This window comes from Pseudomonas sp. LH21 (assembly GCF_036549575.1).
In the GTDB taxonomy this organism is placed as follows: Bacteria; Pseudomonadota; Gammaproteobacteria; order Pseudomonadales; family Pseudomonadaceae; genus Aquipseudomonas; species Aquipseudomonas peradeniyensis.
In genome coordinates this window covers 5,524,303-5,549,586 of sequence record NZ_CP144367.1, presented here as the reverse complement: position 1 = coordinate 5,549,586, position 25,284 = coordinate 5,524,303, and the positions used below count along the sequence as shown (strand labels likewise).

At 63.2% G+C, this 25,284-nt stretch carries 22 protein-coding genes and 1 pseudogene; 12 read left to right on the top strand and 11 right to left on the bottom strand.

The annotated features are described in order from the left end of the window. Window positions 1-5: 5 nt before the first annotated feature. From VUG52_RS25260 to gpmI, 3 genes are all read right to left on the bottom strand, one after another. Window positions 6-1,334 carry a S41 family peptidase gene (locus tag VUG52_RS25260; protein ID WP_050707301.1) on the bottom strand — a complete coding sequence of 443 codons (1,329 nt, stop codon included), beginning with the start codon at window positions 1,332-1,334 and terminating at the stop codon, window positions 6-8. Between the two features lie 249 nt (window positions 1,335-1,583). Further along, window positions 1,584-2,882 (bottom strand): murein hydrolase activator EnvC family protein, encoded by a 1,299-nt coding sequence (locus VUG52_RS25255; protein ID WP_050707300.1) that lies wholly within the window; start codon window positions 2,880-2,882, stop codon window positions 1,584-1,586. 220 nt (window positions 2,883-3,102) lie between these two features. Further along, window positions 3,103-4,638, bottom strand: a complete 1,536-nt coding sequence (gene gpmI, locus VUG52_RS25250; RefSeq protein ID WP_050707299.1) for a 2,3-bisphosphoglycerate-independent phosphoglycerate mutase — start codon at window positions 4,636-4,638, stop codon at window positions 3,103-3,105. 206 nt (window positions 4,639-4,844) lie between these two features. On the opposite strand from gpmI, the gene VUG52_RS25245 reads away from it, so the two are divergent. The 3 genes from VUG52_RS25245 to secB are packed head-to-tail and all read left to right on the top strand — an operon-like array spanning window position 4,845 to window position 6,036. Then, the gene (locus VUG52_RS25245) at window positions 4,845-5,258 is read left to right on the top strand and encodes a rhodanese-like domain-containing protein (RefSeq protein ID WP_028688411.1); all 414 of its coding nucleotides are present in this window, start codon (window positions 4,845-4,847) and stop codon (window positions 5,256-5,258) included. A gap of 1 nt (window position 5,259) precedes the next feature. Then, window positions 5,260-5,514, top strand: coding sequence for a glutaredoxin 3 (grxC, locus tag VUG52_RS25240; protein WP_003249204.1), 255 nt, complete (start codon window positions 5,260-5,262; stop codon window positions 5,512-5,514). 39 nt (window positions 5,515-5,553) lie between these two features. Continuing rightward, window positions 5,554-6,036 carry a protein-export chaperone SecB gene (gene secB / locus VUG52_RS25235; protein ID WP_050707298.1) on the top strand — a complete coding sequence of 161 codons (483 nt, stop codon included), beginning with the start codon at window positions 5,554-5,556 and terminating at the stop codon, window positions 6,034-6,036. 114 nt (window positions 6,037-6,150) lie between these two features. Here secB and trmL read toward each other — a convergent pair whose 3' ends face one another. Next, window positions 6,151-6,606 (bottom strand): tRNA (uridine(34)/cytosine(34)/5-carboxymethylaminomethyluridine(34)-2'-O)-methyltransferase TrmL, encoded by a 456-nt coding sequence (trmL, locus tag VUG52_RS25230; protein WP_050707297.1) that lies wholly within the window; start codon window positions 6,604-6,606, stop codon window positions 6,151-6,153. Here trmL and VUG52_RS25225 point away from each other — a divergent pair. Both VUG52_RS25225 and VUG52_RS25220 read left to right on the top strand, forming a co-directional pair. Further along, the gene (locus tag VUG52_RS25225; RefSeq protein WP_050707296.1) at window positions 6,605-7,042 is read left to right on the top strand and encodes a hypothetical protein; all 438 of its coding nucleotides are present in this window, start codon (window positions 6,605-6,607) and stop codon (window positions 7,040-7,042) included. The two genes, trmL and VUG52_RS25225, sit on opposite strands and share 2 nt — an antisense overlap. Before the next feature lie 316 nt (window positions 7,043-7,358). Continuing rightward, window positions 7,359-8,198 carry an RHS repeat-associated core domain-containing protein gene (locus tag VUG52_RS25220; RefSeq protein WP_256206035.1) on the top strand — a complete coding sequence of 280 codons (840 nt, stop codon included), beginning with the start codon at window positions 7,359-7,361 and terminating at the stop codon, window positions 8,196-8,198. 102 nt (window positions 8,199-8,300) lie between these two features. On the opposite strand, the gene ntrC is transcribed toward VUG52_RS25220, so the two are convergent. From ntrC to glnA, 4 genes are all read right to left on the bottom strand, one after another. Next, window positions 8,301-9,737 carry a nitrogen regulation protein NR(I) gene (gene ntrC / locus VUG52_RS25215; RefSeq protein WP_050707295.1) on the bottom strand — a complete coding sequence of 479 codons (1,437 nt, stop codon included), beginning with the start codon at window positions 9,735-9,737 and terminating at the stop codon, window positions 8,301-8,303. Continuing rightward, window positions 9,734-10,819 (bottom strand): nitrogen regulation protein NR(II), encoded by a 1,086-nt coding sequence (glnL, locus tag VUG52_RS25210; RefSeq protein WP_050707294.1) that lies wholly within the window; start codon window positions 10,817-10,819, stop codon window positions 9,734-9,736. The genes ntrC and glnL overlap by 4 nt, the downstream gene beginning before the upstream one ends. A 254-nt stretch (window positions 10,820-11,073) precedes the next feature. Next, complete coding sequence (aroQ, locus tag VUG52_RS25205; RefSeq protein WP_050707293.1) at window positions 11,074-11,616, bottom strand: gamma subclass chorismate mutase AroQ; 543 nt, start codon at window positions 11,614-11,616, stop codon at window positions 11,074-11,076. Between the two features lie 145 nt (window positions 11,617-11,761). After that, complete coding sequence (glnA, locus tag VUG52_RS25200; RefSeq protein ID WP_050707292.1) at window positions 11,762-13,168, bottom strand: type I glutamate--ammonia ligase; 1,407 nt, start codon at window positions 13,166-13,168, stop codon at window positions 11,762-11,764. A 414-nt stretch (window positions 13,169-13,582) separates the two neighbouring features. On the opposite strand from glnA, the gene thiI reads away from it, so the two are divergent. Both thiI and typA read left to right on the top strand, forming a co-directional pair. Next, on the top strand, window positions 13,583-15,037 hold the full coding sequence (thiI, locus tag VUG52_RS25195) for a tRNA uracil 4-sulfurtransferase ThiI (RefSeq protein WP_331832222.1): 1,455 nt from the start codon (window positions 13,583-13,585) through the stop codon (window positions 15,035-15,037). Between the two features lie 127 nt (window positions 15,038-15,164). Then, window positions 15,165-16,985, top strand: a complete 1,821-nt coding sequence (gene typA / locus VUG52_RS25190) for a translational GTPase TypA (protein ID WP_050707290.1) — start codon at window positions 15,165-15,167, stop codon at window positions 16,983-16,985. Window positions 16,986-17,189: 204 nt separating this feature from the next. Here the strand turns inward: typA and VUG52_RS25185 are convergent, their stop codons facing one another. Continuing rightward, entirely contained in the window at window positions 17,190-17,594 is a 405-nt protein-coding gene (locus VUG52_RS25185) for a YkgJ family cysteine cluster protein (protein WP_331832221.1), read from the bottom strand. Between the two features lie 198 nt (window positions 17,595-17,792). On the opposite strand from VUG52_RS25185, the gene VUG52_RS25180 reads away from it, so the two are divergent. From VUG52_RS25180 to VUG52_RS25170, 3 genes are all read left to right on the top strand, one after another. Next, window positions 17,793-20,258, top strand: a complete 2,466-nt coding sequence (locus VUG52_RS25180) for a glycogen/starch/alpha-glucan phosphorylase (protein ID WP_050707288.1) — start codon at window positions 17,793-17,795, stop codon at window positions 20,256-20,258. A gap of 311 nt (window positions 20,259-20,569) precedes the next feature. Next, a complete protein-coding gene (locus VUG52_RS25175) occupies window positions 20,570-21,580 on the top strand; it encodes a class 1 fructose-bisphosphatase (protein WP_050707287.1) in 1,011 nt (336 codons plus the stop codon). A 3-nt stretch (window positions 21,581-21,583) separates the two neighbouring features. Next, the gene (locus VUG52_RS25170) at window positions 21,584-22,180 is read left to right on the top strand and encodes a DUF924 family protein (protein WP_050707286.1); all 597 of its coding nucleotides are present in this window, start codon (window positions 21,584-21,586) and stop codon (window positions 22,178-22,180) included. Window positions 22,181-22,302: 122 nt separating this feature from the next. Here VUG52_RS25170 and VUG52_RS27380 read toward each other — a convergent pair whose 3' ends face one another. Beyond that, window positions 22,303-23,028 (bottom strand): methyl-accepting chemotaxis protein, encoded by a 726-nt coding sequence (locus VUG52_RS27380; protein WP_371263164.1) that lies wholly within the window; start codon window positions 23,026-23,028, stop codon window positions 22,303-22,305. Between the two features lie 129 nt (window positions 23,029-23,157). Beyond that, a pseudogene (locus tag VUG52_RS27375) lies at window positions 23,158-24,195 on the bottom strand (cache domain-containing protein); the annotation flags it as partial. 222 nt (window positions 24,196-24,417) lie between these two features. On the opposite strand from VUG52_RS27375, the gene bamE reads away from it, so the two are divergent. Together bamE and VUG52_RS25155 are read left to right on the top strand one after the other, a co-directional pair. Further along, a complete protein-coding gene (bamE, locus tag VUG52_RS25160) occupies window positions 24,418-24,672 on the top strand; it encodes an outer membrane protein assembly factor BamE domain-containing protein (RefSeq protein ID WP_028688397.1) in 255 nt (84 codons plus the stop codon). After that, a complete protein-coding gene (locus VUG52_RS25155) occupies window positions 24,669-25,241 on the top strand; it encodes a lipocalin family protein (RefSeq protein WP_331832219.1) in 573 nt (190 codons plus the stop codon). Before bamE ends, VUG52_RS25155 begins: the two co-directional genes overlap by 4 nt. Window positions 25,242-25,284: the final 43 nt, after the last annotated feature.

Sequence of the window (25,284 nt, the reverse complement as noted above, 5' to 3'; positions counted from 1 at the left end):
AGCGGTCAGTCGCCCTTGGTGATGTTCAGGCCCTTGAGCAGGCTGAGGGCCTGGCTGAGCTGGAAGTCGTTGTCCTGCGGGCGATCCTTGCGCTTGCTGCTGCCGCTCGGGCGGTCGGCGCCGCCGTTGCCGTTGCCCAGGTGGCCCTGCAGGTCGGCTTCCTTGAAGTTGTCGTTGTCGGCCTCGGCGGTGAGCTTGGCCGGACGCACCTCGATGTCCGGGACGATGCCCTGGGCCTGGATCGAGCGGCCGTTGGGGGTGAAGTACAGCGCGGTGGTGAGCTTCAATGCACGGTCGTTGGCCAGCGGCAGCACGGTCTGCACCGAGCCCTTGCCGAAGCTGTCGGTGCCCATCAGCACGGCGCGTTTCTGGTCCTGCAGGGCGCCGGCGACGATTTCCGAGGCCGAGGCGCTGCCGCCGTTGATCAGCACCACCAGCGGCACGCCTTCGCTGGCGTCGGCCGGGTCGGCGGAGTAGCGCAGCTCGGAGTTGGCGATGCGGCCCTTGGTGTAGACGATCAGGCCCTTGGTCAGGAAGTGGTCGGCCACCTCCACCGCCGACTGCAGCACGCCGCCGGGGTTGTTGCGAAGGTCCAGGACCACGCCGCGCAGCTTCTTGCCGTTGTCCTTGCGCAGCTTGGCCAGGGCCTTGCCCACCTCGTCGCCGGTCTTGACCTGGAACTGGGTGATACGGATGTAGCCGTAGTCGTTCTCCAGCAGCTGGCTCTTGACGCTCTTGACCTGGATCACCGCGCGGGCCAGCGTCACGTCGAACGGCGTGCCGCCGTCGCGCACCAGGGTCAGGGTGATCTTCTCGCCGATCTTGCCGCGCATCTTGTCCACGGCCTCGGTCATGGTCTGGCCGCGGGTCGGCGCGCCGTTGATCTTGACGATCAGGTCGCCGGCCTCGATGCCGGCGCGGGAGGCCGGGGTGTCGTCGATGGGCGAGACCACCTTGACGAAGCCGTCTTCCATGCCCACTTCGATGCCCAGGCCGCCGAACTCGCCGCTGGTGCTTTCCTGCAGCTCCTGGAAGTCCTCGGGGCCAAGGTAGGCCGAGTGCGGGTCGAGGTTGCTGAGCATGCCCTTGATGGCGTTCTCCAGCAGGGTCTTGTCGTCGACAGGCTCCACATAGGCGGCCTTGATGCGGTCCATGACCTCGGCGAAGGTGCGCAGTTCTTCCAGCGGCAGGGGCGCCTTGGCGGTCACCTCGGTGGCCGGCACCGCAGCCGACTTGGCCGCTGGCTTGGCCGGCTCGGCAGCAACGGCCAGGGGCGCGCCGATGACCAGGGCAATGGTCAGGGCCAGCTGGGTGAGGCGAGGCGAGTGCAGCATGTCGAACGAACTCCTGATCCTGTTGGTGCTCCCGTCGGGAGCATCGGCGCCGCCGTTTCGTGGGCAGCGCCGTAAAAGTAGCATTATCCAGTGTCCTGTCTCGGAAATAAGCTGTTCACTTTTGGCGGCGTCTTGGGCGCCCGGCCGGCGTTGCCACTCCTCGCCATAGCCCCGCTATGACTCGTCGCGGCGCCTTGGCCGAACACCCAAGCCACTCGCCAAAAGAGAACGTATTTCCGAGACAGGACACTAGCCTCGGCACCATTGCGCGGGGTCGGTGGGCCGCCCCTGCTGGCGAATAGCGAAATACAGACCGGCGTTGTCCTGGCCACCGCTGTCGCCGACGGTGGAGATGGCATCACCGGCCTTGACGATGTCGCCGGCGCTCTTGAGCAGGCTCTGGTTGTGGCCGTACAGGCTCAGGTAGCCATTGCCATGGTCGAGAATGACCAGAAGTCCAGCGCCGCGCAACCAGTCGGCGAACACCACGCGCCCGCCGTGCACGGCGCGTACCTGGGTGCCGGCGCTGGCGCCGATCATCACCCCGTCCCACTTGGCCCGGGCATCGCCACCGCGGGTATCGCCGAAGCGTGCCAGCAATCGACCATTGACCGGCCATGGAAGTTTGCCCCGGGCCGCAGAAAAAGCGCCACCGTAGCTGGCGCCATCGCTGGAAACCACCGGGCCGAGGGTGGTGCGGGCCTTCTTCGGCGCCTCCTCGGGCTCCTGGGCACGGGCCGCCGCGGCCAGGGCCTGCTCCTTGCGGCGTTTTTCTTCTTCCTGCCTGGCCAGCAGGGCGCGCTGGCGTGCTTCCTCGGCCTCGCGGGCCTGGCGGGCCAGGGTTTCCTCGATGGTCTTGAGCACCTTGCCCAGGTCGGCCTGGTCCTGCTCGCGGCTCTGCAGCTTCTGGTCGCGCTCTTTCATGTCGCTGTTGAGCTTGGCCAGCACCTGCTGGCGCTTGTCGCGTTCGGCCACCAGCGCCTGACGGCGACCGTCGAGGTCGGCGCGTTGGGTCAGCAGCTGTTCCTGCTGGCGGGCGATGTCCTGCTCGACGTTGGCCAGCTGGCGCAGCGTCTCGTTGAAGGCGCGCAACTGGTCCGTGCGCGCCTTGCTCAAGTAGTCGTAATACGTGAGGGTACGGGCGAACTTCTCGGGGTTCTGCTGGTTCAGCAGCAGCTTCAGATATTCTTCGCGGCCATTGTTCTGGTAGGCCGAACGGGCCTGGATGGCAATCAGGCGTTGCTGTTCAACGCGGGCGCTCTGGAGTTTTTTTTTCTCGTGATCAAGGCGCTCCAGCTCGCCCTCGGTCTTTTTTAGTTCTTGCTGCAGTGCCTCCACCTGTTTCTCGAGGGTGCCGATGTCGGTCTCGGTGGACTTGAGGTCTTTCTGCACGCCGGCTTTCTCCTCCTGGAGCTTGCCCAGCATCTTCTTCAGCTCGGCGATGTCCTGGCGGGTGGCGTCCAGCTGCTGCTGGGTCTGCGCGCGCTCGTCGGCGAAGGCCGGGGTGAGCAGGCATGACAGGGCTAGTAAGAAGAGGGCGCGGAGCATGGGGTTTGGCGTACCGGGGATGGAGACTGGCCTAGTATGCCCTTGCGGGCCTGCAAAAAAAACGCCCCGCGGCGTGGGCGGCGGGGCGTTGGTCTGGAAATCATGGGTAAAGCGGGTTAAAACCCTCGTGGGAGCGGGCTTGCCCCGCGATAGCGTCTTGCGCTGGATCATCACTGGCGCAGATGACGCCATCGCGGGTCAAGCCCGCTCCCACGGGCTGTTACTGATCGATCAAGATCGAGGTGCCGGTCATCTCGACCGGCTTTTCCAGCCCCAGCAGCTTGAGCATGGTCGGCGCCACATCGGCCAGCACGCCGCCTTCGCGGACCTTGACCTGACGCTTGCCGACATAGATGAACGGCACCGGCTCGCTGGTATGGGCGGTGTGCGCCTGGCCGGTGCACTCGTCTTCCATCTGCTCGACGTTGCCGTGGTCGGCGGTGATCAGCGCTTCGCCGCCGACCTTGTCCAGGGCCTCGACGATACGGCCGACGCAGACGTCCAGGGCCTCGACGGCCTTGACCGCCGCTTCGAACACGCCGGTATGGCCGACCATGTCGCCGTTGGCATAGTTGACCACGATCACGTCATAACGCTGCTGCTCGATGGCCTCGACGATGCGGTCGGTGACCTCGGGAGCGTTCATTTCCGGCTGCAGGTCGTAGGTGGCGACCTTCGGCGACGGGATCAGGATGCGTTCTTCGCCTTCGAACGGCTCTTCACGACCGCCGGAGAAGAAGAAGGTGACATGGGCGTACTTCTCGGTCTCGGCGATACGCAGTTGGGTCTTGCCGTTTTTCGCCAGGTATTCGCCCAGGACATTGTCCAGGCTGGACGGGGCAAAGGCGGCTGGCGCCGGAATTTTCGCCGAATACTGGGTCAGGCCGATGTACGCCGCCAGCTTGGGCAGGCGTGCGCGTGGGAATTCATTGAAGTCCGGCTCGACGAATGCCCGGGACAGCTCGCGGGCGCGGTCGGCGCGGAAGTTCATGAAGATGACCGCGTCGCCATCCTCGACCTTGACGGCTTCACCAATGCGCGTGGCCTTGACGAACTCGTCGTTCTCGTCGCGGGCGTAGGCGGCTTGCAGGCCGGCAAGGGCGCTGTCGGCGGTGTATTCGGCGGCGCTGTCGACGATCAGGTTGTAGGCGGCGCTGACGCGGTCCCAGCGGTTGTCGCGGTCCATGGCGTAGTAGCGGCCGATCAGGCTGGCGATGCGGCCCTTGCCCAGGCGGGCGAAGGTGGCGTCGAGCAGTTCGATCGACGACTGGGCGCTGCGCGGCGGGGTGTCGCGGCCGTCGAGGAAGGCGTGCAGGTAGATCTTCTCGGCGCCACGCTGCGCGGCCAGCTCGGCCATGGCGATCAGGTGATCCTGGTGGCTGTGCACGCCGCCGTCGGAGAGCAGGCCGAGGATGTGCACGGCCTTGCCGGCGCCGACGGCCTTGTCCACCGCGCCGCCGAGCACGGGGTTCTCGAAGAACTCGCCGTCACGGATGGCCTTGGTCACCCGGGTGAAGTCCTGGTACACCACGCGGCCGGCGCCGAGGTTCATGTGACCGACTTCGGAGTTGCCCATCTGCCCGTCGGGCAGCCCCACGTCCATGCCGGAGCCGGAGATCAGGCCATGCGGCTGGGTGGCGCGCAGGCGGTCGTAGACCGGCGTGTTGGCAGCGAAGATGGCGTTGTATTCGGGGCTTTCGCTGTGACCGAAGCCATCCAGGATGATCAGGACCAGGGGTTTAGGCGTACTCGTCATCAATCAAACTCACGGTTGTTCAAAGATGATAAAGACACGCATTTTAGGGCAAATCCGCCAGCGACGGCGAATATTCCTCCCCTTGCCCGACCAGCGCGGTCAGGCATGCAACATGAAGACGCGTTTGCCGCAAGCCCAGTGGGCTTTGGCGGTCATGGGGCGCTGTGTATACTGGCCGCCATTTTCAATCGCCTGGAACACCCCTGATGGTTGCTCACCTGATTCAATTCGCGACAGATCACTACATCCTGGTGGCCATTTTCGTCGTCCTGCTGGTCCTGCTGCTGATCAACGAAGTCCGCCGTGGCGGCCAGAGCCTGAGCAACGGCCAGCTGACCGCCCTGGTCAACGCCGACAAGGCCGTGGTGATCGATATCCGTACCGCCAAGGAATACTCGGCCGGGCATATCGTCGGTGCGCTGAACATTCCCCAGGACAAAGTCGCCGGCCGTATGAGCGAGCTGGAAAAACACAAAGAGAAGACCCTGATCGTCGTCGACGCGATGGGCCAGCAGTCCGGCACCCTGTGCCGCGAACTGCTCAAGGCTGGTTACACCGCCGCCAAGCTCAGCGGTGGCGTTTCCAGCTGGAAAGCCGATAACCTGCCCCTGGTGAAGTGATATGAAGCCCGTCATCGTCTATTCCAGCGACTACTGCCCCTACTGCATGCGCGCCAAGTACCTGCTCGAGAGCAAGGGCGTGGCGTTCGAGGAGATCAAGGTCGACGGCAAGCCCCAGGTTCGCGCCGAAATGAGCCAGAAGGCCGGCCGTACCTCGGTGCCGCAGATCTGGATCGGCAGCACGCACGTCGGTGGATGCGATGACCTCTATGCCCTGGAGCGCGCGGGCAAGCTCGACGCGCTGCTGGCGGCCTGATTCGCACTGCATTCAAGAACATTAGGAAAAGGATCTGCCATGACCGAGCAACAGACCAACGGCGCCACTGACGCCAACGCTCCACAATTCTCCCTGCAGCGCATCTACGTGCGCGATCTGTCGTTCGAGGCCCCGAAAAGCCCGCAGATCTTCCGCCAGCAGTGGGAACCGAGCGTCTCGCTGGACCTGAACACCCGCCAGAAGGCCCTGGAAGGCGACTTCCACGAAGTCGTGCTGACCCTGTCGGTGACCGTCAAGAACGGCGACGAAGTGGCCTTCATCGCTGAAGTGCAGCAGGCCGGCATCTTCCTGATCGCCAATCTGGACGCCTCCTCGATGAGCCACACCCTCGGCGCGTTCTGCCCGAACATCCTGTTCCCGTACGCCCGCGAGACCCTGGACAGCCTGGTGACCCGTGGCTCGTTCCCGGCGCTGATGCTGTCGCCGGTCAACTTCGACGCCCTGTACGCGCAAGAAATGCAGCGCATGCAGGAAGCCGGCGAAGTGCCGACCGTGCAGTAATCGCTGTAACAAGAAAGGGCGACTTCGGTCGCCCTTTTTTGTTCGTCTTTTAGCAAGGCTTAGCTTCGTGGGAGCGGCGGTGCGCCGATGCGACTTGCCCCGCGATAGGCCCTTTCAGGCAAACCCCTGCTGCCGCCACGCCTCGTACACCGTCACCGCCACGGTATTGGACAGGTTCAGGCTCCGGCACCCCGGCCGCATCGGCAGGCGCAAGCGCTGCTCGGGCGCCAGGCTGTCCAGCACCTCGGCCGGCAGGCCACGGCTTTCAGGCCCGAACAGGAAGGCGTCACCGGGCTGGTACTCGACCTCATGGAACGGGTGCGAGCCCTTGGTGGTGAAGGCGAACAGCCGTGGCTGGTTCAGGCTTTCCAGGCAGTCGGCCAGGCTTTGATGGCGCTTGAGCGTGGCATACTCGTGGTAGTCCAGCCCTGCCCGGCGCAGGCGCTTGTCGTCCAGTTCGAAGCCGATCGGCTCGATCAGGTGCAGGTCGCAGCCGCTGTTGGCGCACAGGCGGATGATATTGCCGGTATTCGGCGGAATTTCTGGTTGAAAAAGGATGACGTGAAACATGCACGGCTCCAAGCATGAAGATGACGGGCATTCTACCCCCGAACCCGACCCGCGTTCGAAGGCCTTCCCGCGGGTGATCCTGTCGCTGGCGATTGTCGGGCTGATGGTCGGCATGATGATCGGCCGCCTGACCACTCCGGAGGAACGGGTGCTCGAGCAGGTGCAGGTGGTGCAGGATGGCCTGGACCTGTGGTTCAACGAAGAGCCCAGGCTGCATGGCGAGAACGTCCAGGGCACCGTGGCCATCGTGTTCGAAGCCCAGGGCAAGACCCAGCGGGGTCAGCTGACGCTGCAGGACAAACCGGTGGGCTGGCGCCTGCAGAAGAGTGAGGAGGGGCTGGTGCTGACCGTGGTGGCCGCCCGCCCCCTGCGCGGCGAGTGGAACGCGACGGAGGAGGCGGGGCGCTGGCGGGTGCAGGTGAGGCTGCACGAATAAAAGAGGGGATTTCCCGGCCTGCCTGTACCGAGGTCCCCAAAACTGGAGGTACTGGGTACTTAGCAGGGAGCGTGCCAGGTCTGGTCGGCCCAGAAATGCGGTGTTCTGGTCATTTTTCGAGGGGTTATGAGGACTAATCTGCCTTTTGCTGGTGCATATGGCACAGCAACGGTGCAAAGGGGCTCTATCCGGTAGAAGTAGACATCAGGCGGGGGAGGCTTCTACCGGGACCTGATAATTTTGCCAGTATCGGACACTGAGTAGCCTCGGTTAGCTTTCGTCTCATGATTCCATGGTCCTGTGGGAGCGACTGTTTATGAGCCTGTACTTGCCGATACTCGATCACCAGCGATCACCGTTTTGGGGAAGCAATTTCTCCAGAGCGTATACGCCATATGGTGCCACTGCCGTTTCAGATGGACCGATGCTCGGCTTTTGCGGACAACCTAGTGATAAGGTGACCGGCAGTTATCTGCTGGGTAATGGCCACCGTTGCTATTCTCCAGGGCTATTTCGGTTTCAATCTCCAGATCAGTTAAGTCCATTTGGTAAGGGTGGTATAAATGCGTATGCCTATTGTGGTGGCGATCCTGTAAATCGGTGGGATCCTAGCGGTCAAGTTATTGAATCTGGATTAAATATCACGCTGGCCTTGTTCGCTGCTCGCGACGCAGGGAAGACTGTTCACCAGACAAATACCTCGGGGCGCGCAATTGTCGCTGAACAGCGCCACTCCACTGATCCCAATGTTCTGAATAAGGTGAAGCCAACACTGTCAAGGCAGATTGGTGAGACGTCGGCAGTTGTGGTACCTGTGGTTGCAGCTGTTGGGACGGGAGTAAGTTTAGCCACTGGAGGGGCCGCTCCAGCGCTGTTAGGGACGGTTGGTACAATTGCTGGAGTTGTGGCGTTGGTCTTTTCGAAGGGTGCAAAGCGCCGTGAGAATAAATTAGCAAAAGATGAATACTACTACCTGAATCACAGTACAGGTCAGGAAGCTAATAGGGTTGCCGCTGTGTTTAATGATGTTAAGGATAGGATCAATCAAGACATCAGCCGAGGAGTGTGGCCATCCCCCGATAAAAACGAGAGCTCGATTGATAAGTCATTCAATGCGGTGTTGGAGGTCGGAGAGGAACTGAGGAATTTAGCCTAGTGTGCCTGTTTCATCAGGCGTTCGCGAGCGAACTAGCTTATGGGTGCACCTGAGTCAGGAGGGCCATGTGTGGCCCTCTCTTCACCGAAGCACACTCATTAATCAGTGCTCTTCCCCGTCATCATCATCCCCTCCATCCACCTTCATCCCCAACTCCTTGATCTTGCGCGTCAAGGTATTACGCCCCCACCCCAGCAACAACGCCGCATCACGACGCCGCCCGGCCGTATGCTTGAGTGCGGTCTCGATCATGATCCGCTCGAAACTGGGCACGGCGCTGTCGAGCAGGCTCGACTGGCCACGGGCCAGGGCCTGGTCGGCCCACTGACGCAGGGCCTGCTCCCAGTTGGTCACCGGCGCGGCGTCCTGGGGCAGGTTGAGTAATTCCGGCGGCAGGTCGCCGACCAGCACTTCGCGGCTGGAGGCCATCACCGTAATCCAGCGGCAGGTGTTCTCCAGCTGGCGCACGTTGCCCGGCCACGGCAGGTTGCGGATGAACTCCTCGGTCTCCGGCTTGAGCAGCTTGGGTTCCACCGCCAGCTCCTGGGCGGCGCGGCCGAGGAAGTGGCGGGCCAGGGCCGGGATGTCCTCGCGTCGATCCGCCAGGCGCGGGATATGGATACGGATCACGTTGAGGCGGTGGAACAGGTCTTCACGGAACTTGCCGGCCTGCACCAGCGACTCGAGGTTCTGGTGGGTGGCGGCGATGATGCGCACGTCCACCTTCACCGGCACATGGCCGCCGACCCGGTAGAACTCGCCATCTGCCAGTACCCGCAGCAGGCGGGTCTGGGTGTCGGCGGGCATGTCGCCGATCTCGTCGAGGAACAACGTGCCGCCGTCGGCCTGCTCGAAACGGCCGCGGCGCAGGTTGGCGGCGCCGGTGAAGGCGCCTTTTTCATGGCCGAACAGCTCGGATTCCATCAGGTCCTTGGGGATCGCCGCCATGTTCAGGGCGATGAACGGCGACGCCGCACGCGGGCTGTGGCGGTGCAGGGCGTGGGCCACCAGCTCCTTGCCCGTGCCGGACTCACCGTTGATCAGCACGGTGATGTTGGAGTGGCTTAGGCGACCGATGGCGCGGAACACCTCCTGCATCGCCGGCGCCTCGCCGATGATCTCGGGCGTGCGGGCCAGCGCCTGGGGCACTTCCAGGGCTTGCTGCTCCTGGGCATGCTGGTTGGCGCGCTTGACCAGCGACACCGCCTCGTCGACATCGAACGGCTTGGGCAGGTACTCGAAGGCGCCGCCCTGGTACGAGGCCACGGCGCTGTCCAGGTCGGAGTGGGCGGTCATGATGATCACCGGCAACCCCGGGTGCTGTTCGCGGATCTGGGCGAGCAGGTCGAGGCCGCTGGCACCCGGCATGCGGATGTCCGAGATGATCACGTCCGGCTGCTGGCGGGCCAGCCGACCCATGACGCCGTCGGCGCTGTCGAAGCTCTGGGTGGTCATGCCTTCCTGCTGCAGGGCCTTTTCCAGGACCCAGCGGATGGAACGATCATCATCGACGATCCAGACGGTTTCACTTCGGCTCATGGGGCAGTGGCTCCTTGTTCCAGGGGCAGGTAGATCGAGAAGGTGGTGTGGCCGGGGTGGCTTTCGCACTCGATCAGGCCCTGGTGCTGGCTGATGATGTTCTGGGTGATGGCCAGGCCCAGCCCGGTACCGTCCGGGCGGCCGCTGACCATGGGATAGAAGAGGGTGTCCTGCAGTTCCGCGGGGATGCCGGGGCCGTTGTCGACGATCTCGATCCTGGCGACCAGGCGGTGGCGCACATGGCCGATGGTGAACTGGCGCACGGCGCGGCTGCGCAGGGTGATGCGGCCCAGGCGCAGCTCGTTCTGCCCGCCGATGGCCTGCATGGCGTTGCGCACGATGTTGAGCACGGCCTGGATCATCTGCTCGCGGTCGATCAGCACGTCCGGCAGGCTCGGGTCGTAGTCGCGCACCAAGGTGATGCAGCCCTGGCTCTCGGCCTCGACCAGGCTGCACACGCGCTCGAGCACCTCGTGGATGTTGGTCATGGCCAGCGACGGCAACTTGTTCGAGCCGAGCATGCGGTCGACCAGGTTACGCAGGCGGTCGGCCTCTTCGATGATCACGTTGGTGTAGTCGCGCAGGCTCTCGTCCGGCAGTTCGCGGGCCAGCAACTGGGCCGCGCCGCGGATGCCGCCGAGGGGGTTCTTGATCTCGTGGGCCAGGCCGCGCACCAGCATCTTGGTGGTCTCCTGCTTGCTCAGCTGGGCCTCTTCCTTGGTGATGCGCAGCAGGCGGTCACGCGGGTGCACCTCCAGCAACAGCAGGGTCTGGCCCAGGTGCAGGATGGGGGTGACGGCATAGTCGACGGTGATGGTCTGGCCGGTCAGCGAGGTCAGCTGCGCTTCACGCTTGGTGAACGGGTGCGCCTGCTCCACCGCCTGGCGCAATGAATTGAGCGCCTCGGTCGATTCGGTGAACAGCTCGCTGATGAACTGCCCGTGGCTGCGCTGGCCGCTGACGGCCAGCAGCATCTCCGCGGCCGGGTTCATGTATTCCAGGCGCAGTTCAGAGTTGAGCAGCAGCGTGGCCGTGGTCAGGTTGTCCAGAAGCAGACGGTGCTGTGCATCGCTGATGGTCATAAGGCGTCGTTGACCTCTTTTGGCACAGTGGCGCCCAAGAGCTCAGGCCTGGGGCGCGCACGGAAGAGTGCTGGATGCAGTGAAAATGCAAGAACCAAACCAAGGCTCCGAAAAGAAGCGGAAATTCCGGATAGAGACCTGGAATTGCGCGAATTCGAGCCAGAAAGCCCTGGTTTATCGATTCATGTGACCCAAATTGGGATGCATGATGGGGCGTTTTGCGCAGTCATGCACCAATATGGAGCATAGGGCGGTCAGCGCAATTTGCACAGCTGGGCGCTGGCACGAACCAGGGCGAGGTGGCGGGTGGTGTCCTGGGTGCGTTGTTGCAGGGCATCGGCCAAGTGGTTGGCGCAATTGTCCGGCGGGGTCTGGTCAAAGCGGGCGAGGGCGCTCAGCAGCTGTTCCTGCAGCAGGTCCAGTTCAGGGCGCACTTCACTGGCCAGGTCGCGGCGTGGAAGAGCTGGCGCTTTTCGGGCGCGATGCCAGGTGTCGAGCAGGTGGTACTGCAGGAGCTTGTTGGCTTCGATCTGGTCGGCAAAGAAGGCCTCGACGCGTGCCGGATCCAGGTGGTGGGCGACGGCGGCCTGGCGTGCGCCGAGCAATACCTGCTGCTCGCGGACGCTGGCCTGCACGGGTTGCTGGTGATCCCACTTGTGCAGTGCGACCGCTTCGGCCAGGTCCAGGCGCCGGTCGATGGTGGCAAGCAACTGATCCAGGGTTGGCGTGACGCTCGGTGAGGTGGCGCAACCGGACAGGGCGAAGCCGCAGGTGAGGGCGAGGATGGTGGCACGCATGGCGATCTCCTTGGGAATGAAGCCTCGAGTGTCGCCTTTGGCGTTGCGGCGGCTAATAGGTGTTGTTCGATGATGAGGGTATGAAAAAGAAACGGCCTCCCGAGGGAGGCCGTCCTGATGTCATCGACGCGGGGCGCCGACCATATCAGCAGCTGTAGTACAGCTCGTATTCCAGCGGGTGCACGAAGGTGCGGACCTTGATCTCCTCTTCGCTCTTCAGCTCGATGAAGGCATCGATGAAGTCGTCGGAGAACACGCCGCCTTTGGTCAGGAACGCACGGCCCTTGTCCAGCTCTTCCAGGGCTTCCTTCAGGCTGCCGCACACCTGCGGGATGTCCTTGGCCTCTTCAGGCGGCAGGTCGTACAGGTTCTTGTCGGCGGCATCGCCTGGGTGGATCTTGTTCTGGATACCGTCCAGGCCGGCCATCAGCAGGGCCGCGAAGGCCAGGTACGGGTTGGCCGATGGGTCCGGGAAGCGTGCTTCGATACGGCGGGCTTTCGGGCTGCCGACGTATGGAATACGGATCGAGGCGGAACGGTTGCGCGCCGAGTAGGCCAGCATTACCGGGGCTTCGAAACCTGGGACCAGACGCTTGTAGGAGTTGGTCGACGGGTTGGTGAAGCCGTTCAGGGCCTTGCCGTGCTTGATGATGCCGCCGATGAAGTACAGGGCGGTGTCGGACAGGCCGGCATAGCCTTCACCGGAGAAGGTGTTCTTGCCGTCTTTCCAGATCGACATGTGCACGTGCATGCCCGAGCCGTTGTCGCCGTACAGAGGCTTGGGCATGAAGGTGGCGGTACGGCCGTAGGCGTCGGCAACGTTGTGCACGACGTACTTCAGGGCCTGTACTTCGTCAGCTTTCTTCACCAGGGTGTTGAACTTGACGCCGATTTCGTTCTGGCCGGCGGTCGCCACTTCGTGGTGGTGGACTTCGACGGTCTGGCCCATTTCTTCCAGGGCGTTGCACATGGCGGTGCGGATTTCGTGGTCGTGGTCGAACGGCGGAACCGGGAAGTAGCCGCCTTTCACGCCCGGACGGTGGCCTTTGTTGCCGCCTTCGACGTCAGCGCCGGTCATCCACGAGCCTTGCTCGGAGAAGATCTTGAACATCGAGCCGGAGATGTCCGACTGGAACTTCACTTCGTCGAAGATGAAGAACTCAGGCTCCGGGCCTGCGAACACGGTGTCACCGATGCCGGTGCTCTTCAGGTACTCTTCGGCGCGCTTGGCGATGCCGCGTGGGTCGCGATCATAGCCCTGCATGCTCGACGGATCGACGATATCGCAGGTGATGATCAGGGTCGGCTCTTCGGTGAACGGGTCCAGCACGGCGGTTTCGTCGACCGGCATCAGGATCATGTCGGAGGCTTCGATGCCTTTCCAGCCAGCGATGGAGGAACCGTCGAACATCTTGCCGACTTCGAAGAAGTCTTCGTCCAGGCCATCGCGCGCCGGCATGGTCACGTGATGCTGAACGCCCTTGGTGTCCGTGAAACGCAGATCAATCCACTTGACGTCATGATCTTTGATGAGTTGAACCGACTTCGACATGTTGTCCTCCGGATGGTCTAGGGCGCAGTTGGCCGCTGCCCTGGAAAAAGGGTGTCGCTGGGCGCGGATAGTCGGCCAAGCGTACCTGCCTCACAAGGGAGCAAATTGCATGCCAGTGCCCAAAAATGGCGAGAGTGGGATGAAAGGGGGCGTTGGCGGGCATTTCATGAAGATATGGAGTGTAGCCTTGCACTCATAAGATGCGTTTTTTGGTGTTGATGCACCATTATGGTGCTTTGGTGCCGATGCTGGCCTTATCGCGGGGCAAGCCCGCTCCCACGTAGCAGGCCGACGAGGCGTGGTGCGGCCAACATAAATCGCACCTTCTGTACAAAAGTTGCTCAAACCTTGAGCGATTTCCGCTATAATTCGCGCCCCCTATTTTCGGCAGGCCCTGCGCGCGCTGTTAAACCAATGAAACTTATCGTCAAAGTCTTCCCAGAGATCACCATCAAGAGCCGGCCGGTGCGCAAGCGCTTCATCCGCCAGCTCGCCAAGAACATCCGCAACGTGCTCAAGGACCTGGATCCCGAGCTCGCGGTTGACGGTGTCTGGGACAATCTCGAGGTGGTTACCCGCGTCGAGGACGAGAAGATCCAGCGCGAGATGATCGAGCGCCTGTCCTGCACCCCGGGTATCACTCACTTCCTGCAGGTCGAGGAATACCCGCTGGGCGACTTCGACGACATCGTCGCCAAGTGCAAGCAGCACTTCGGCCACCTGCTGGCCGGCAAGTACTTCGCCGTGCGCTGCAAGCGCGGCGGCCACCACGACTTCACCTCGATGGACGTCGACCGCTACGTCGGCAGCCAGTTGCGCCAGCAGTGCGGCGCCGCCGGCATCGAGCTGAAGAAGCCAGAGGTGCTGGTGCGCATCGAGATCCGCGACCAGCGCCTGTACGTGATCCACAATCAGCACAATGGCATCGGCGGCTATCCGCTGGGCGCCCTGGAACAGACCCTGGTGCTGATGTCCGGTGGCTTCGACTCCACCGTGGCGGCCTACCAGATGATGCGCCGCGGCCTGATGACCCACTTCTGCTTCTTCAACCTCGGTGGCCGCGCCCACGAACTGGGCGTGATGGAAGTGGCCCATTTCCTGTGGAAGAAGTACGGCAGCAGCCAGCGCGTGCTGTTCATCAGCGTGCCGTTCGAGGAAGTGGTCGGCGAAATCCTCAACAAGGTCGACAACAGCTACATGGGCGTCACGCTCAAGCGCATGATGCTGCGCGCGGCTGCTCGCATGGCCGACCGCCTGCAGATCGACGCCCTGGTCACCGGCGAGGCGATCTCCCAGGTCTCCAGCCAGACGCTGCCGAACCTGTCGATCATCGACTCGGCCACCGACAAGCTGGTGTTGCGCCCGCTGCTGGCCAGCCACAAGCAGGACATCATCGACCAGGCCACCGAAATCGGCACCGCCGATTTCGCCAAGCACATGCCCGAGTACTGCGGCGTGATCTCGGTGAACCCGACCACCCATGCCAAGCGTCACCGCATGGAGCACGAAGAGAAGCAGTTCGAGATGGAAGTGCTGGAGCGTGCCCTGGAGCGCGCCAAGTTCATTTCCATCGACCACGTGATCGATGAGCTGGGCAAGGACATCGAAGTCGAGGAAGTGGCCGAGGCGCTGCCCGGTCAGATCGTCATCGACATTCGTCACCCTGATGCCCAGGAAGACGAACCCCTGGCGCTGGAAGGTATCGAAGTCCAGGCCATGCCGTTCTACGCGATCAACAGCAAGTTCAAGCACCTGGACCCTACGCGCCAGTACCTGCTGTATTGCGACAAGGGTGTGATGAGCCGTCTGCACGCACACCACCTGCTCAGTGAGGGACATGCCAATGTGCGTGTTTATCGTCCGACATAAGACGCCGGGGCTGTATGGCGGCAGCATCCGCCATCGCCCTCCCGACCGCCGGGCCCGCTGAGCCTTAAACAGTACATATTGGCCGCCTACACTGGCGGCAACCGAATCCTCTGATCGAGATACAGTTGTGATCGAAAATCTGCGTAACATCGCCATCATCGCCCACGTTGACCATGGTAAAACCACCCTGGTCGACAAACTCCTGCGCCAGTCCGGCACCCTGGAGCGTAACGAGCTCAACGACGAGCGCGTCATGGACTCCAACGACCAGGAAAAAGAGCGCGGCATTACCATTCTGGCGAAGAACACCGCCATCAACTGGAACGGCTACCACATCAACATCGTCGACACCCCCGGCCACGCCGACTTCGGTGGCGAGGTCGAGCGTGTAATGTCGATGGTCGACTCCGTGCTGCTGCTGGTCGACGCGCAAGACGGCCCGATGCCGCAAACCCGCTTCGTGACCAAGAAGGCCTTCGAAGCCGGCCTGAAGCCGATCGTCGTGATCAACAAGGTCGACCGTCCGGGCGCGCGTCCTGACTGGGTTCTGGACCAGATCTTCGACCTGTTCGACAACCTCGGCGCCACCGACGAACAGCTGGACTTCAAAGTCGTCTACGCCTCGGCCCTGAACGGCATCGCCGGCCTGGACCACACCGCCATGGGCGAAGACATGACCGCGCTGTACCAGTCGATCGTCGACAACGTACCAGCACCGTCGGTTGACCGTGACGGCCCGTTCCAGATGCAGATCTCCGCTCTGGACTACAACAGCTTCCTCGGCGTTATCGGCGTTGGCCGTATCGCCCGTGGTCGCGTCAAGCCGAACACCCCGGTTGTTGCCATCGACACCGAAGGCAAGAAGCGCAACGGCCGTATCCTCAAGCTGATGGGCCACCACGGCCTGCACCGCGTCGACGTCGAAGAAGCCCAGGCTGGCGACATCGTCTGCATCAGCGGTTTCGACGAGCTGTTCATCTCCGACACCCTGTGCGCCCCGGATACCGTCGAGGCGATGAAGCCGCTGACCGTTGACGAGCCGACCGTTTCGATGACCTTCCAGGTCAACGACTCGCCGTTCTGCGGTAAAGAAGGCAAGTTCGTCACCAGCCGTAACATCAAGGACCGTCTGGACAAAGAGCTGCTGTACAACGTTGCCCTGCGCGTTCAGGAAACCGATTCCCCTGACAAGTTCAAGGTATCGGGCCGTGGCGAGCTGCACCTGTCGGTACTGATCGAAACCATGCGCCGTGAAGGTTTCGAGATGGCCGTGGGCCGTCCGGAAGTGATCATCCGCGAAGTCGACGGCGTCAAGCAGGAGCCGTTCGAGAACGTCACCATCGACATCCCTGAAGAATCCCAGGGCAAGGTCATGGAAGAGATGGGCCTGCGTAAAGGCGACCTGACCAACATGGTTCCGGATGGCAAGGGCCGTGTTCGCCTGGAGTACAACATTCCAGCCCGTGGTCTGATCGGTTTCCGTAACCAGTTCCTGACCCTGACCAACGGTGCAGGCATCCTGACCTCGATCTTTGATCGCTACGACACCATGAAGTCGGGCCAGATGTCCGGCCGCCTGAACGGTGTCCTGGTTTCGGTCGAGACCGGCAAGGCACTGACCTACTCGCTGGAAACCCTGCAGGCTCGCGGCAAGCTGTTCGTTGAACACGGCCAGGAGATCTACAACGGTCAGATCATCGGCCTGAACAGCCGTGACAACGACCTGGGCGTGAACCCGACCAAAGGCAAGAAGCTCGACAACATGCGTGCTTCGGGCAAGGATGAAGTCATCGCCCTGGTTCCGCCGGTTCGCCACACCCTCGAGCAGGCCCTGGAATTCATCCAGGACGACGAGCTGTGCGAAGTTACGCCGAAGTCGATCCGTCTGCGCAAGAAGATCCTCGACGAAGGCGAGCGTACCCGCGCTGCCAAGAAAGCCAAGAACTGAGTCATTAGTTCAGGCTGAATGAAAACGCCCCCGGTCGAAAGGCCGGGGGCGTTTTTGTTTGTTTGCCTACAGAATTCAGGGGCCGCTTTGCGGCCCTTTCGCGGCACAAGGCCGCTCCTACAGAAAGCCGCAATACCCTGTAGGAGCGGCCTTGTGCCGCGATGGGCTGCAAAGCAGCCCCAGGATTTCAAAAGCAAAGCAGGATCAGCGGGTAACCATCTTGGGCTTGTACGCACAATACCCCGGCCGCGGCCCGATCTTCGGGTGATTGCGGCAGGTATCCGGACGCTTGTCATAAATGGTGCACAGCCGGCTCTTGCGGTCCAGATAGAGGCAGTCGTCGTTGCTCATCCGGGTCAGGGTGAAGATCCCCGACTTCTGGTTGAAGCGTTCGATGATGCCGTCCTTCTGCAGGCGCTTGGCGATGTTCTTCGGTGGCTCGTCCTTCTCGAACTCGTCCACCACGCCGATGCGGATCAGATCCTTGATCTTCACCTCCACCGGCAGGGTGCAGCAGGTCGAGTGGCAGCCACCGCACATGTGGCTGGCGTAGCGCTGCCAGGTCTCCAGGCGGTCGACTTCGGCGGCGGCGATCAGGGTCGGTTTCATGGTTGCGGTTTTATTCTTGCAAGGGAAATCACGGTTTTGGGGCGCGCGATGATACCGGAGTTGTTCAATTTGTGAACAACCTTTTGCCGGTTTCGCCCGCGGTGGATGAAAACCGCGAACCGTCGCTGTCGCTCCGTGTCAGAGCGTCTAGGCTGAACAATCTCCCTGCGCTTTCGCCCATTTGCCCGAGGATGCCTCATGTCCCAGGAAACCGAAGCCCGTGACGAAAAGGACCATAGTGCAGAGGTGGCGGCCTTTCGCGCCGCCGTGCTGGCCAAGCTGACCTACGCGGTCGGCAAGGACCCGGAACACGCCTTCGACCACGACTGGTTCGAAGCCATTGCCCTGGCGGCCCGCGACCATATGGTCGATCACTGGATGGACCACACCCGGCGGGCCTACCGACGCAGCCAGAAGCGCGTCTATTACCTCTCCCTCGAGTTCCTCATCGGTCGCTTGCTGTACGACAGCCTGAGCAACCTCGGCTTCCTGGAGATCGCCCGCGAGGCCCTGCAGGGGCTGGACGTGGACCTCGAGCGCATCCGCCTGCTCGAGCCCGATGCGGCGCTGGGCAACGGTGGCCTGGGTCGGTTGGCGGCGTGTTTCATGGAAAGCATGTCGACCCTGGGCATCGCCGCCCATGGCTACGGCATCCGCTACGAGCATGGCTTGTTCCGCCAGGCGGTGGTCGATGGCTGGCAACAGGAGCAGACCGAGAACTGGCTGGATTTCGGCAACCCCTGGGAGTTCGAGCGCGCCGAGGTGATCTACCCGATCAGCTTCGGCGGCAGCGTCGAGACCGTGCATGAGGGCAATGGCCAGCAGCGCCAGGTCTGGTGGCCGGGCGAGACGGTGCGGGCGGTGGCCTACGACACACCGGTGGTCGGCTGGCGCGGCTCCAGCGTCAACACCCTGCGCCTGTGGCGGGCCCGGGCCCTGGAAGAGCTGCACCTGGAGCGCTTCAACGCCGGCGACCACCTGGGCGCGGTGGCCGAGGTGGCCCGCGCAGAGAGCATCTCGAGGGTGCTGTACCCGGCCGACAGCACCGAGGCCGGCCAGGAGCTGCGCCTGCGCCAGGAGTATTTCTTCGTCTCTGCCTCGCTGCAGGACCTGTTGCGCCGCCACCTGAACATGCACAAGGATCTGCTCAACCTGCCGGACGCCGCGGCGATCCAGCTCAATGACACCCACCCGTCGATCGCCGTGGCCGAACTGATGCGACTGTTGGTGGACCAGCACGAAATCTCCTGGGACAAGGCCTGGGAGCTGACCGTCGGTACCTTGGCCTACACCAACCACACCCTGCTGCCCGAGGCCCTGGAAACCTGGCCGGTGGCGCTGATGGAGCGCATGCTGCCGCGGCACATGCAGATCATCTACCTGATCAACGCCTACCATATCGATGCCCTGCGGGCCAAAGGCCTGCATGACTTCGACGTGCTGCGCGCGGTGTCGCTGATCGAGGAGGACAATGGCCGGCGGGTGCGCATGGGCAACCTGGCGTTTCTCGGCTCGCACAGCGTCAACGGCGTGTCGGCGCTGCACAGCAAGCTGATGAAGAGCACGGTGTTCGCCGAGTTGCACAAGCTCTACCCGCAGCGGATCAACAACAAGACCAACGGCATCACCTTCCGTCGCTGGCTGTACCAGTCCAACCCGCAGCTCACGGCGATGCTGATCGAGGCGTTGGGGCCAGAGGTGCTGGACGACCCGGAAGGCAAGCTCAAGGGGCTGGCGCCGTTTGCCGACAAGGTCACCTTCCGCAAGCAGTTCGCCGCCCAGCGCCTGCACAGCAAGCGCGCCCTGGCCAGCATCATCCAGGACCGGCTGGGGGTGACGGTCAATCCGGAGGCGCTGTTCGACGTCCAGGTCAAGCGCATCCACGAGTACAAGCGCCAGTTGCTCAACCTGCTGCACACGGTGGCGTTGTACCAGGCCATTCGCAACGACCCCGGCACCGACTGGGTGCCGAGGGTGAAGCTATTCGCCGGCAAGGCGGCGGCCAGTTACCACCAGGCCAAGCTGATCATCAAGCTGGCCAACGACATCGCCCGGGTGGTCAACAACGACCCCACGGTGCGTGGCCTGCTCAAGGTGGTGTTCCTGCCCAACTACAACGTCAGCCTGGCCGAGAGCATCATCCCGGCGGCGGACCTGTCCGAGCAGATCTCCACCGCCGGCTACGAGGCGTCCGGTACCAGCAACATGAAGTTCGGCCTCAATGGCGCGCTGACCATAGGTACCCTGGATGGCGCCAATGTCGAGATGTGCGAGCAGGTGGGCGCCGAGAACATGTTCATCTTCGGCCTGACCGCCCAGCAGGTGGAGGCACGCAAGCGCAGTGGCGATTTCGGCGCCGCCGCGGCGGTCGCTGCCTCCCATCGCCTGGGTGATGTGCTGCAGGCGATCCGCAGCGGGGTGTTCTCGCCGGACGACCCGGCGCGTTATGCGGGGTTGGTGGACGGGTTGATCGCCTATGACCGCTTTCTGGTATGCGCCGACTTCGATGCCTACTGGGACGCCCAGCGACGGGTCGAGGAGCTGTGGCACGCGCCGCAGGACTGGTGGCGCATGGCGGTGCTCAATACCGCGCGGATGGGCTGGTTCTCGTCGGACCGGACCATTCGCGAGTATGCGACCGAGATCTGGAAGGCGTTGGATTGAGGCCGCAGCCTGCGTAATCGCTGTAGGAGCGGCCTTGCCGAGGCGTCGGACAGGCCGGAAAGGGCCGCATTGCGGCCCCGGCAATATCCGCATTGACACTGAAATGCTGGGGCCGCTTAGCGGCCCTTTCGCGGCACAAGGCCGCTCCTACAGAGATCGTGCAGGCGGCAGCATGTTTGGTAGCCCGGCCGACCACCGGCCTGGCAGTGGATGAACTCAAGGGTCGAAGTCGAGTCTCTTTGCTCGCTAGCCCGCAACTCTCCCTGTAAACTGCGGGGGTTTTTCTCCCCCTATTCCTTTCGGAGCCATACATGTCCCGCGTTACCCTGAGTCGCTATCTGATTGAGCAGACCCGCAGCAACAATACCCCTGCCGATCTGCGCTTCCTGATCGAGGTGGTGGCGCGTGCGTGCAAGGAGATCAGCCACCACGTGTCCAAGGGCGCCCTCGGCGGCGTGCTGGGCAGCATGGGCACCGAAAACGTGCAGGGCGAAGTGCAGAAGAAGCTCGACGTGATCTCCAACGACATCCTGCTCGAGGCCAACGAGTGGGGCGGCCACCTGGCCGGCATGGCGTCCGAGGAAATGGACAACGCCTACCAGATCCCGGGCAAATACCCGAAAGGCGCCTACCTGCTGGTCTTCGACCCGCTGGACGGCTCGTCGAACATCGACGTCAACGTTTCGGTCGGCACCATCTTCTCGGTACTGCGTTGCCCTAACCAGTACCTGAGCCAGAACGAAAGCCTGAACGAAAATGCCTTCCTGCAGCCAGGCACCGAGCAGGTCGCCGCCGGTTACGCCATCTACGGCCCGCAGACCATGCTGATCCTGACCCTGGGCAACGGCGTCAAGGGCTTCACCCTGGACCGCGAGCTGGGCAGCTTCGTCCTGACCCACGAGAACATCCGCGTCCCGGAAACCACCGCCGAGTTCGCCATCAACATGTCCAACCAGCGTCACTGGGAAGCCCCGGTGCAGCGCTATGTGGGCGAGCTGCTGGCCGGCGAGACCGGTCCGCTGAAGAAGAACTACAACATGCGCTGGATCGCCTCGATGGTGGCCGACGTGCACCGCATCCTGACCCGTGGCGGCCTGTTCATGTACCCGCGCGACGCCCGCGAGCCGAGCAAGCCGGGCAAGCTGCGCCTGATGTACGAAGCCAACCCGATGTCGTTCATCATCGAACAGGCCGGCGGCGCGTCCACCAACGGTTACGAGCGCATCCTCGACATCAAGCCGGAGAGCCTGCACCAGCGCGTGTCGGTGATCCTCGGCTCGAAGGAAGAGGTCGAGCGCGTCACCGCTTACCACAAGGAGTAAGTCATGCTCGCACCTTGGCAGCCGTTGCTGGAGTGGTGGTTCGGTTGGGGCACTAGTGCCCAGGCCGTGGCTGACGAGAAGAACACGCTGTGGTTTGGCAAGCACCATGACGCCGAAGCCCAGGCTCAGTTCGGCCACCTGGTCGAGCAGGCCCTCTCGGGCGGGCTCGATGAGTGGCAGCAGAGCCCGCAGGGCTGGCTTGGCCTGCTGATCCTGCTGGATCAGCTGCCGCGCATGATCCACCGCGACACGCCGCGCGCCTTCGAAGGCGATCGGCGGGCGCAGGTGGTGGCCATGCAAGGCCTGCAGAAGGGCTGGGACTACCAGTTGCTGCCGATCCAACGGGTGTTCGTGCTGCTGGTGCTGGAGCACGCCGAGGTGCTGGACTGGCAGAACCTGTGTGTCGAGCGTTACCAGATGCTGCTGGCTGAGCAGCCCGAGGCCAACCGCCGGTTGTTCGAAGGCTTCCTCGACTATGCCGAGCAGCACCAGCGGGTGATTGCCCGGTTTGGGCGCTTCCCGCACCGCAACCTTGTGCTGGAGCGGCCGAGTACCAGCGAGGAGATGGACTTCTTGCTGGAGCCTGGCTCCCGCTTCTGAATAGCCGGGCCTGCTGCGCAGGCCTTTCGCGGCACAAGGCCGCTCCTACAGGGAATCGCATCCCCCTGTAGGAGCGGCCTTGTGCCGCGATGGGCCGCAAAGCGGCCCCCAGGGCCTTCGAATCAGATCCTGAAACTCCCCACCAGATGCTTCAACCGCTCGACCTGATGCTCAAGGTCGGTGCAGGCACGCAAGGTGCTCTGCAGGTTGTGCACCCCTTCCTGGTTCAATGTATTGATCTCGTTGATGTCGACATTGATCGACTCGACCACGGCCGTCTGTTCCTCGGTGGCGGTGGCCACCGACTGGTTCATGCCGTCGATCTCGCCGATGCGCTGGGTGACGCTGCCCAGACGCTCGCCGGCCTGGTTGGCGATGCCCACGCTGCGATCACTGTGCTGCTGGCTCTGGTTCATGGTGCTGACCGCCACCTGGGCGCCGGCCTGCAGCTCCTCGATCAGGCGCTGCACCTGTTGCGCCGAGTCCTGGGTACGGTGGGCCAGGTTGCGCACCTCGTCCGCCACAACCGCGAAGCCGCGACCTGCCTCACCGGCACGGGCAGCCTCGATGGCGGCGTTGAGCGCCAGCAGGTTGGTCTGCTGCGAGATGCCGCTGATCACATCAAGGATCTGACCGATGTTCGCCGTGTGGTTGTTCAGCGTCTCGATATTGCCGCTGGCGTCGCTGATGCGCGCCGACAGCTGGTTCATCACGTCGATGGTCTCGCCGACCACCTGCTGGCCTTCCTCGGCTAGGCCGCGGGCGGCGCTGGAGTGCTGCGAGGCGAGGGCGGCGTTCTGGGCGATTTCCTGGGCGGCGGCGCCCAGCTGGTTGATCGCCGCGGCCACGCTGCTGGTGCGGCTCGACTGCTGGTCGGCGTTGTGGATCGAGGCGTTGGAGGCGTTGACCACCTGGCTGGCCACGGCATTTACCTGGCCGGTGGCCGAGGCCACTTCACGGATCGACTCGTGGATCCGTTCGACGAAGCGGTTGAACGACTGCGCCAGGCTGCCGAACTCGTCCTGGGCGTGGATGTTCAGGCGTCGGGTCAGGTCGCCCTCGCCCTCGGCGATGTCGCGCATGGCGCGGCCCATGACGTGCAGCGGTTCCATCAGCACGCGGATCAGCAGGCCGAGCAGGGCGATGATCACCACCACTGCGATCAGCGTCGCCACCACCGCCGAAGTGCGCAGCTCGCCGAGCATGGCGAAGGCCGCGTCCTGGTCCAGCACCAGCGCCACGTACCAGTCCGCCGACGGCACGCCGTCGACATGGGTGAAACTGATGAACTGCCGACGGCCATCAACCTCGACCTCTTTCAGGCCGCTGCCGATGCGCAGGTCGTTGCCGGGGTAGACATCGGCCAGGGTCTTGAGCGCCAGCTCACCCTTGGGATGGATGAGCACCTTGCCTTCGCCGTTGACGATGAAGGCATGGCCGCGACCGCCGAAGTCCAGGGTGTTGATCAGGTTGCTGATGGTCTGCAGGTCGGTGTCGACACCGCTCACGCCGATCATGCGCCCGCCCTGCTGCACCGGGGTGGCCAGGGTGATCACCAGCTTGCCGGCCGAGACCGAGATGTACGGCTCGGTGACGATGGTCTGGCCCGCCGCGCTGGCCGCCTTGTACCAGCCGCGCACGCGCGGATCGTAGTCGGCGGCGCGGTTGCCCACCGGCACCGACTGCATGCTGCCGTCCTGGCTGCCGAAGTAGGTGAGGATGAAGTTGGCGCTGTACACCGGCAACGCCAGGATGCGGTCGAGGCTGCCCTTGGCCGGGCCGTCGACGGCGATCTGCTGGGCCACCGAGTTCACCAGCTGGATGCGGCTGTCGAGCCAGGTGCGGATGTTGCCCGCGGTCAGGTTGCCCAGTGACTGCAACGTCGATTCGGTGTCGCTGCGCAGCGACTGGCGTTGCCGGTAGTCGTTGAACAGGACGAAGCAGGTGAAGGCGACGGCCACCACGAGGGCGGCGGCCAGCAGGATCTTGTGGCTGAACTTGAGGTTCTTGGTCATTTTTCTTGGAATCTGCGCACGGGCACGAAGGGGGGGGTGCGGCAAAAGGCCACACCACCGCTCTATGTCGACGCGCAGGAATAAAACATTAATCGTTTGCGCGCCAGGCGACCAACGGCGCACAACGAAACCTGGCCCGCCAGGGAACCGCGGAGCCTTTTTCCCTTCTAAGCTCCCTGCAGGCCCTCGTACCTGCGTATCCACCTCCAGGAGTGTCCCTTCATGTCGTTGCGTTCCCTCGCCCTGTTGTCCTTGTGCGTCGTCCTGACCGCCTGCAGCAAGATCAACCAGGAAAACTATTCCAAGCTCAAGGCCGGCATGAACAAGGCCGAGGTCGAGCAACTGCTCGGTTCGCCCAAGGAGTGCTCCGGCGCGCTGGGCATGAGCAGCTGCACCTGGGGTGACGAGAAGAGCTTCATCAGCGTGCAGTACGCGGCGGACAAGGTCCTCATGTATTCCGGGCAGGGCCTCAAATGAGGCATCTGCACCTGCTGCTGGGCGTGTGCCTGGTGATGCTGCTCGGTGGCTGCGCCACCTCGGCCACCGACCCGCTGGCGCCGAAGACCGCAGGTGCGGTCGACCTCAAGCGTTACCAGGGCAAATGGTTCGAGCTGGCGCGTCTGCCGATGAAGTACCAGGACGGCTGCGCCCAGTCCGAAGCTCACTACAACCTCAAGCCCGACGGTACGGTCGGTGTGCTCAATCGCTGCCGCACCCTGGGCGACGAGTGGCTGCGCGCCGAAGGCCATGCCACGCCGCAGGAGGCCGGGCACACCGACAAGCTGTGGGTCGAATTCGACAACTGGTTTACCCGCCTGGTGCCTGGCGTGGCCAAGGGCGACTACTGGATCCTGTTCGTCGACGAGCGCTACCGCACGGCGATTGTCGGCAGCCCGGATCGCAAGTACTTGTGGATTTTGTCGCGCACGCCTTCGTTGCCGGCGTGGGAGCGGGAGAACCTCTTGGCCAAGGCGCGGCAGCAGGGGTATGACACCAATCGGCTGATCTGGCGAGTGCCCGACAAGCAGATTGTTGCCAGGCATTGAGATCCAGGTGGTTGCGACCCCTGTAGGAGCGGCCTTGCCGAGG

What these genes read in the sequence shown, in the direction of transcription:
- VUG52_RS25245 (WP_028688411.1), top strand. Translation starts at nt 4,845, where the DNA reads ATGGTTGCTCACCTGATTCAATTCGCGACAGATCACTACATCCTGGTG.
- ntrC (WP_050707295.1), bottom strand. Translation starts at nt 9,737, where the DNA reads ATGAGCCGAAGTGAAACCGTCTGGATCGTCGATGATGATCGTTCCATC.
- VUG52_RS25255 (WP_050707300.1), bottom strand. Translation starts at nt 2,882, where the DNA reads ATGCTCCGCGCCCTCTTCTTACTAGCCCTGTCATGCCTGCTCACCCCG.
- grxC (WP_003249204.1), top strand. Translation starts at nt 5,260, where the DNA reads ATGAAGCCCGTCATCGTCTATTCCAGCGACTACTGCCCCTACTGCATG.
- VUG52_RS25185 (WP_331832221.1), bottom strand. Translation starts at nt 17,594, where the DNA reads ATGAAACCGACCCTGATCGCCGCCGCCGAAGTCGACCGCCTGGAGACC.
- gpmI (WP_050707299.1), bottom strand. Translation starts at nt 4,638, where the DNA reads ATGACGAGTACGCCTAAACCCCTGGTCCTGATCATCCTGGATGGCTTC.
- VUG52_RS25225 (WP_050707296.1), top strand. Translation starts at nt 6,605, where the DNA reads ATGCACGGCTCCAAGCATGAAGATGACGGGCATTCTACCCCCGAACCC.
- VUG52_RS25220 (WP_256206035.1), top strand. Translation starts at nt 7,359, where the DNA reads ATGAGCCTGTACTTGCCGATACTCGATCACCAGCGATCACCGTTTTGG.
- glnA (WP_050707292.1), bottom strand. Translation starts at nt 13,168, where the DNA reads ATGTCGAAGTCGGTTCAACTCATCAAAGATCATGACGTCAAGTGGATT.
- VUG52_RS25180 (WP_050707288.1), top strand. Translation starts at nt 17,793, where the DNA reads ATGTCCCAGGAAACCGAAGCCCGTGACGAAAAGGACCATAGTGCAGAG.
- VUG52_RS25260 (WP_050707301.1), bottom strand. Translation starts at nt 1,334, where the DNA reads ATGCTGCACTCGCCTCGCCTCACCCAGCTGGCCCTGACCATTGCCCTG.
- glnL (WP_050707294.1), bottom strand. Translation starts at nt 10,819, where the DNA reads ATGACCATCAGCGATGCACAGCACCGTCTGCTTCTGGACAACCTGACC.
- VUG52_RS25170 (WP_050707286.1), top strand. Translation starts at nt 21,584, where the DNA reads ATGCTCGCACCTTGGCAGCCGTTGCTGGAGTGGTGGTTCGGTTGGGGC.
- bamE (WP_028688397.1), top strand. Translation starts at nt 24,418, where the DNA reads ATGTCGTTGCGTTCCCTCGCCCTGTTGTCCTTGTGCGTCGTCCTGACC.
- VUG52_RS25175 (WP_050707287.1), top strand. Translation starts at nt 20,570, where the DNA reads ATGTCCCGCGTTACCCTGAGTCGCTATCTGATTGAGCAGACCCGCAGC.
- VUG52_RS25155 (WP_331832219.1), top strand. Translation starts at nt 24,669, where the DNA reads ATGAGGCATCTGCACCTGCTGCTGGGCGTGTGCCTGGTGATGCTGCTC.
- aroQ (WP_050707293.1), bottom strand. Translation starts at nt 11,616, where the DNA reads ATGCGTGCCACCATCCTCGCCCTCACCTGCGGCTTCGCCCTGTCCGGT.
- trmL (WP_050707297.1), bottom strand. Translation starts at nt 6,606, where the DNA reads ATGTTTCACGTCATCCTTTTTCAACCAGAAATTCCGCCGAATACCGGC.
- thiI (WP_331832222.1), top strand. Translation starts at nt 13,583, where the DNA reads ATGAAACTTATCGTCAAAGTCTTCCCAGAGATCACCATCAAGAGCCGG.
- secB (WP_050707298.1), top strand. Translation starts at nt 5,554, where the DNA reads ATGACCGAGCAACAGACCAACGGCGCCACTGACGCCAACGCTCCACAA.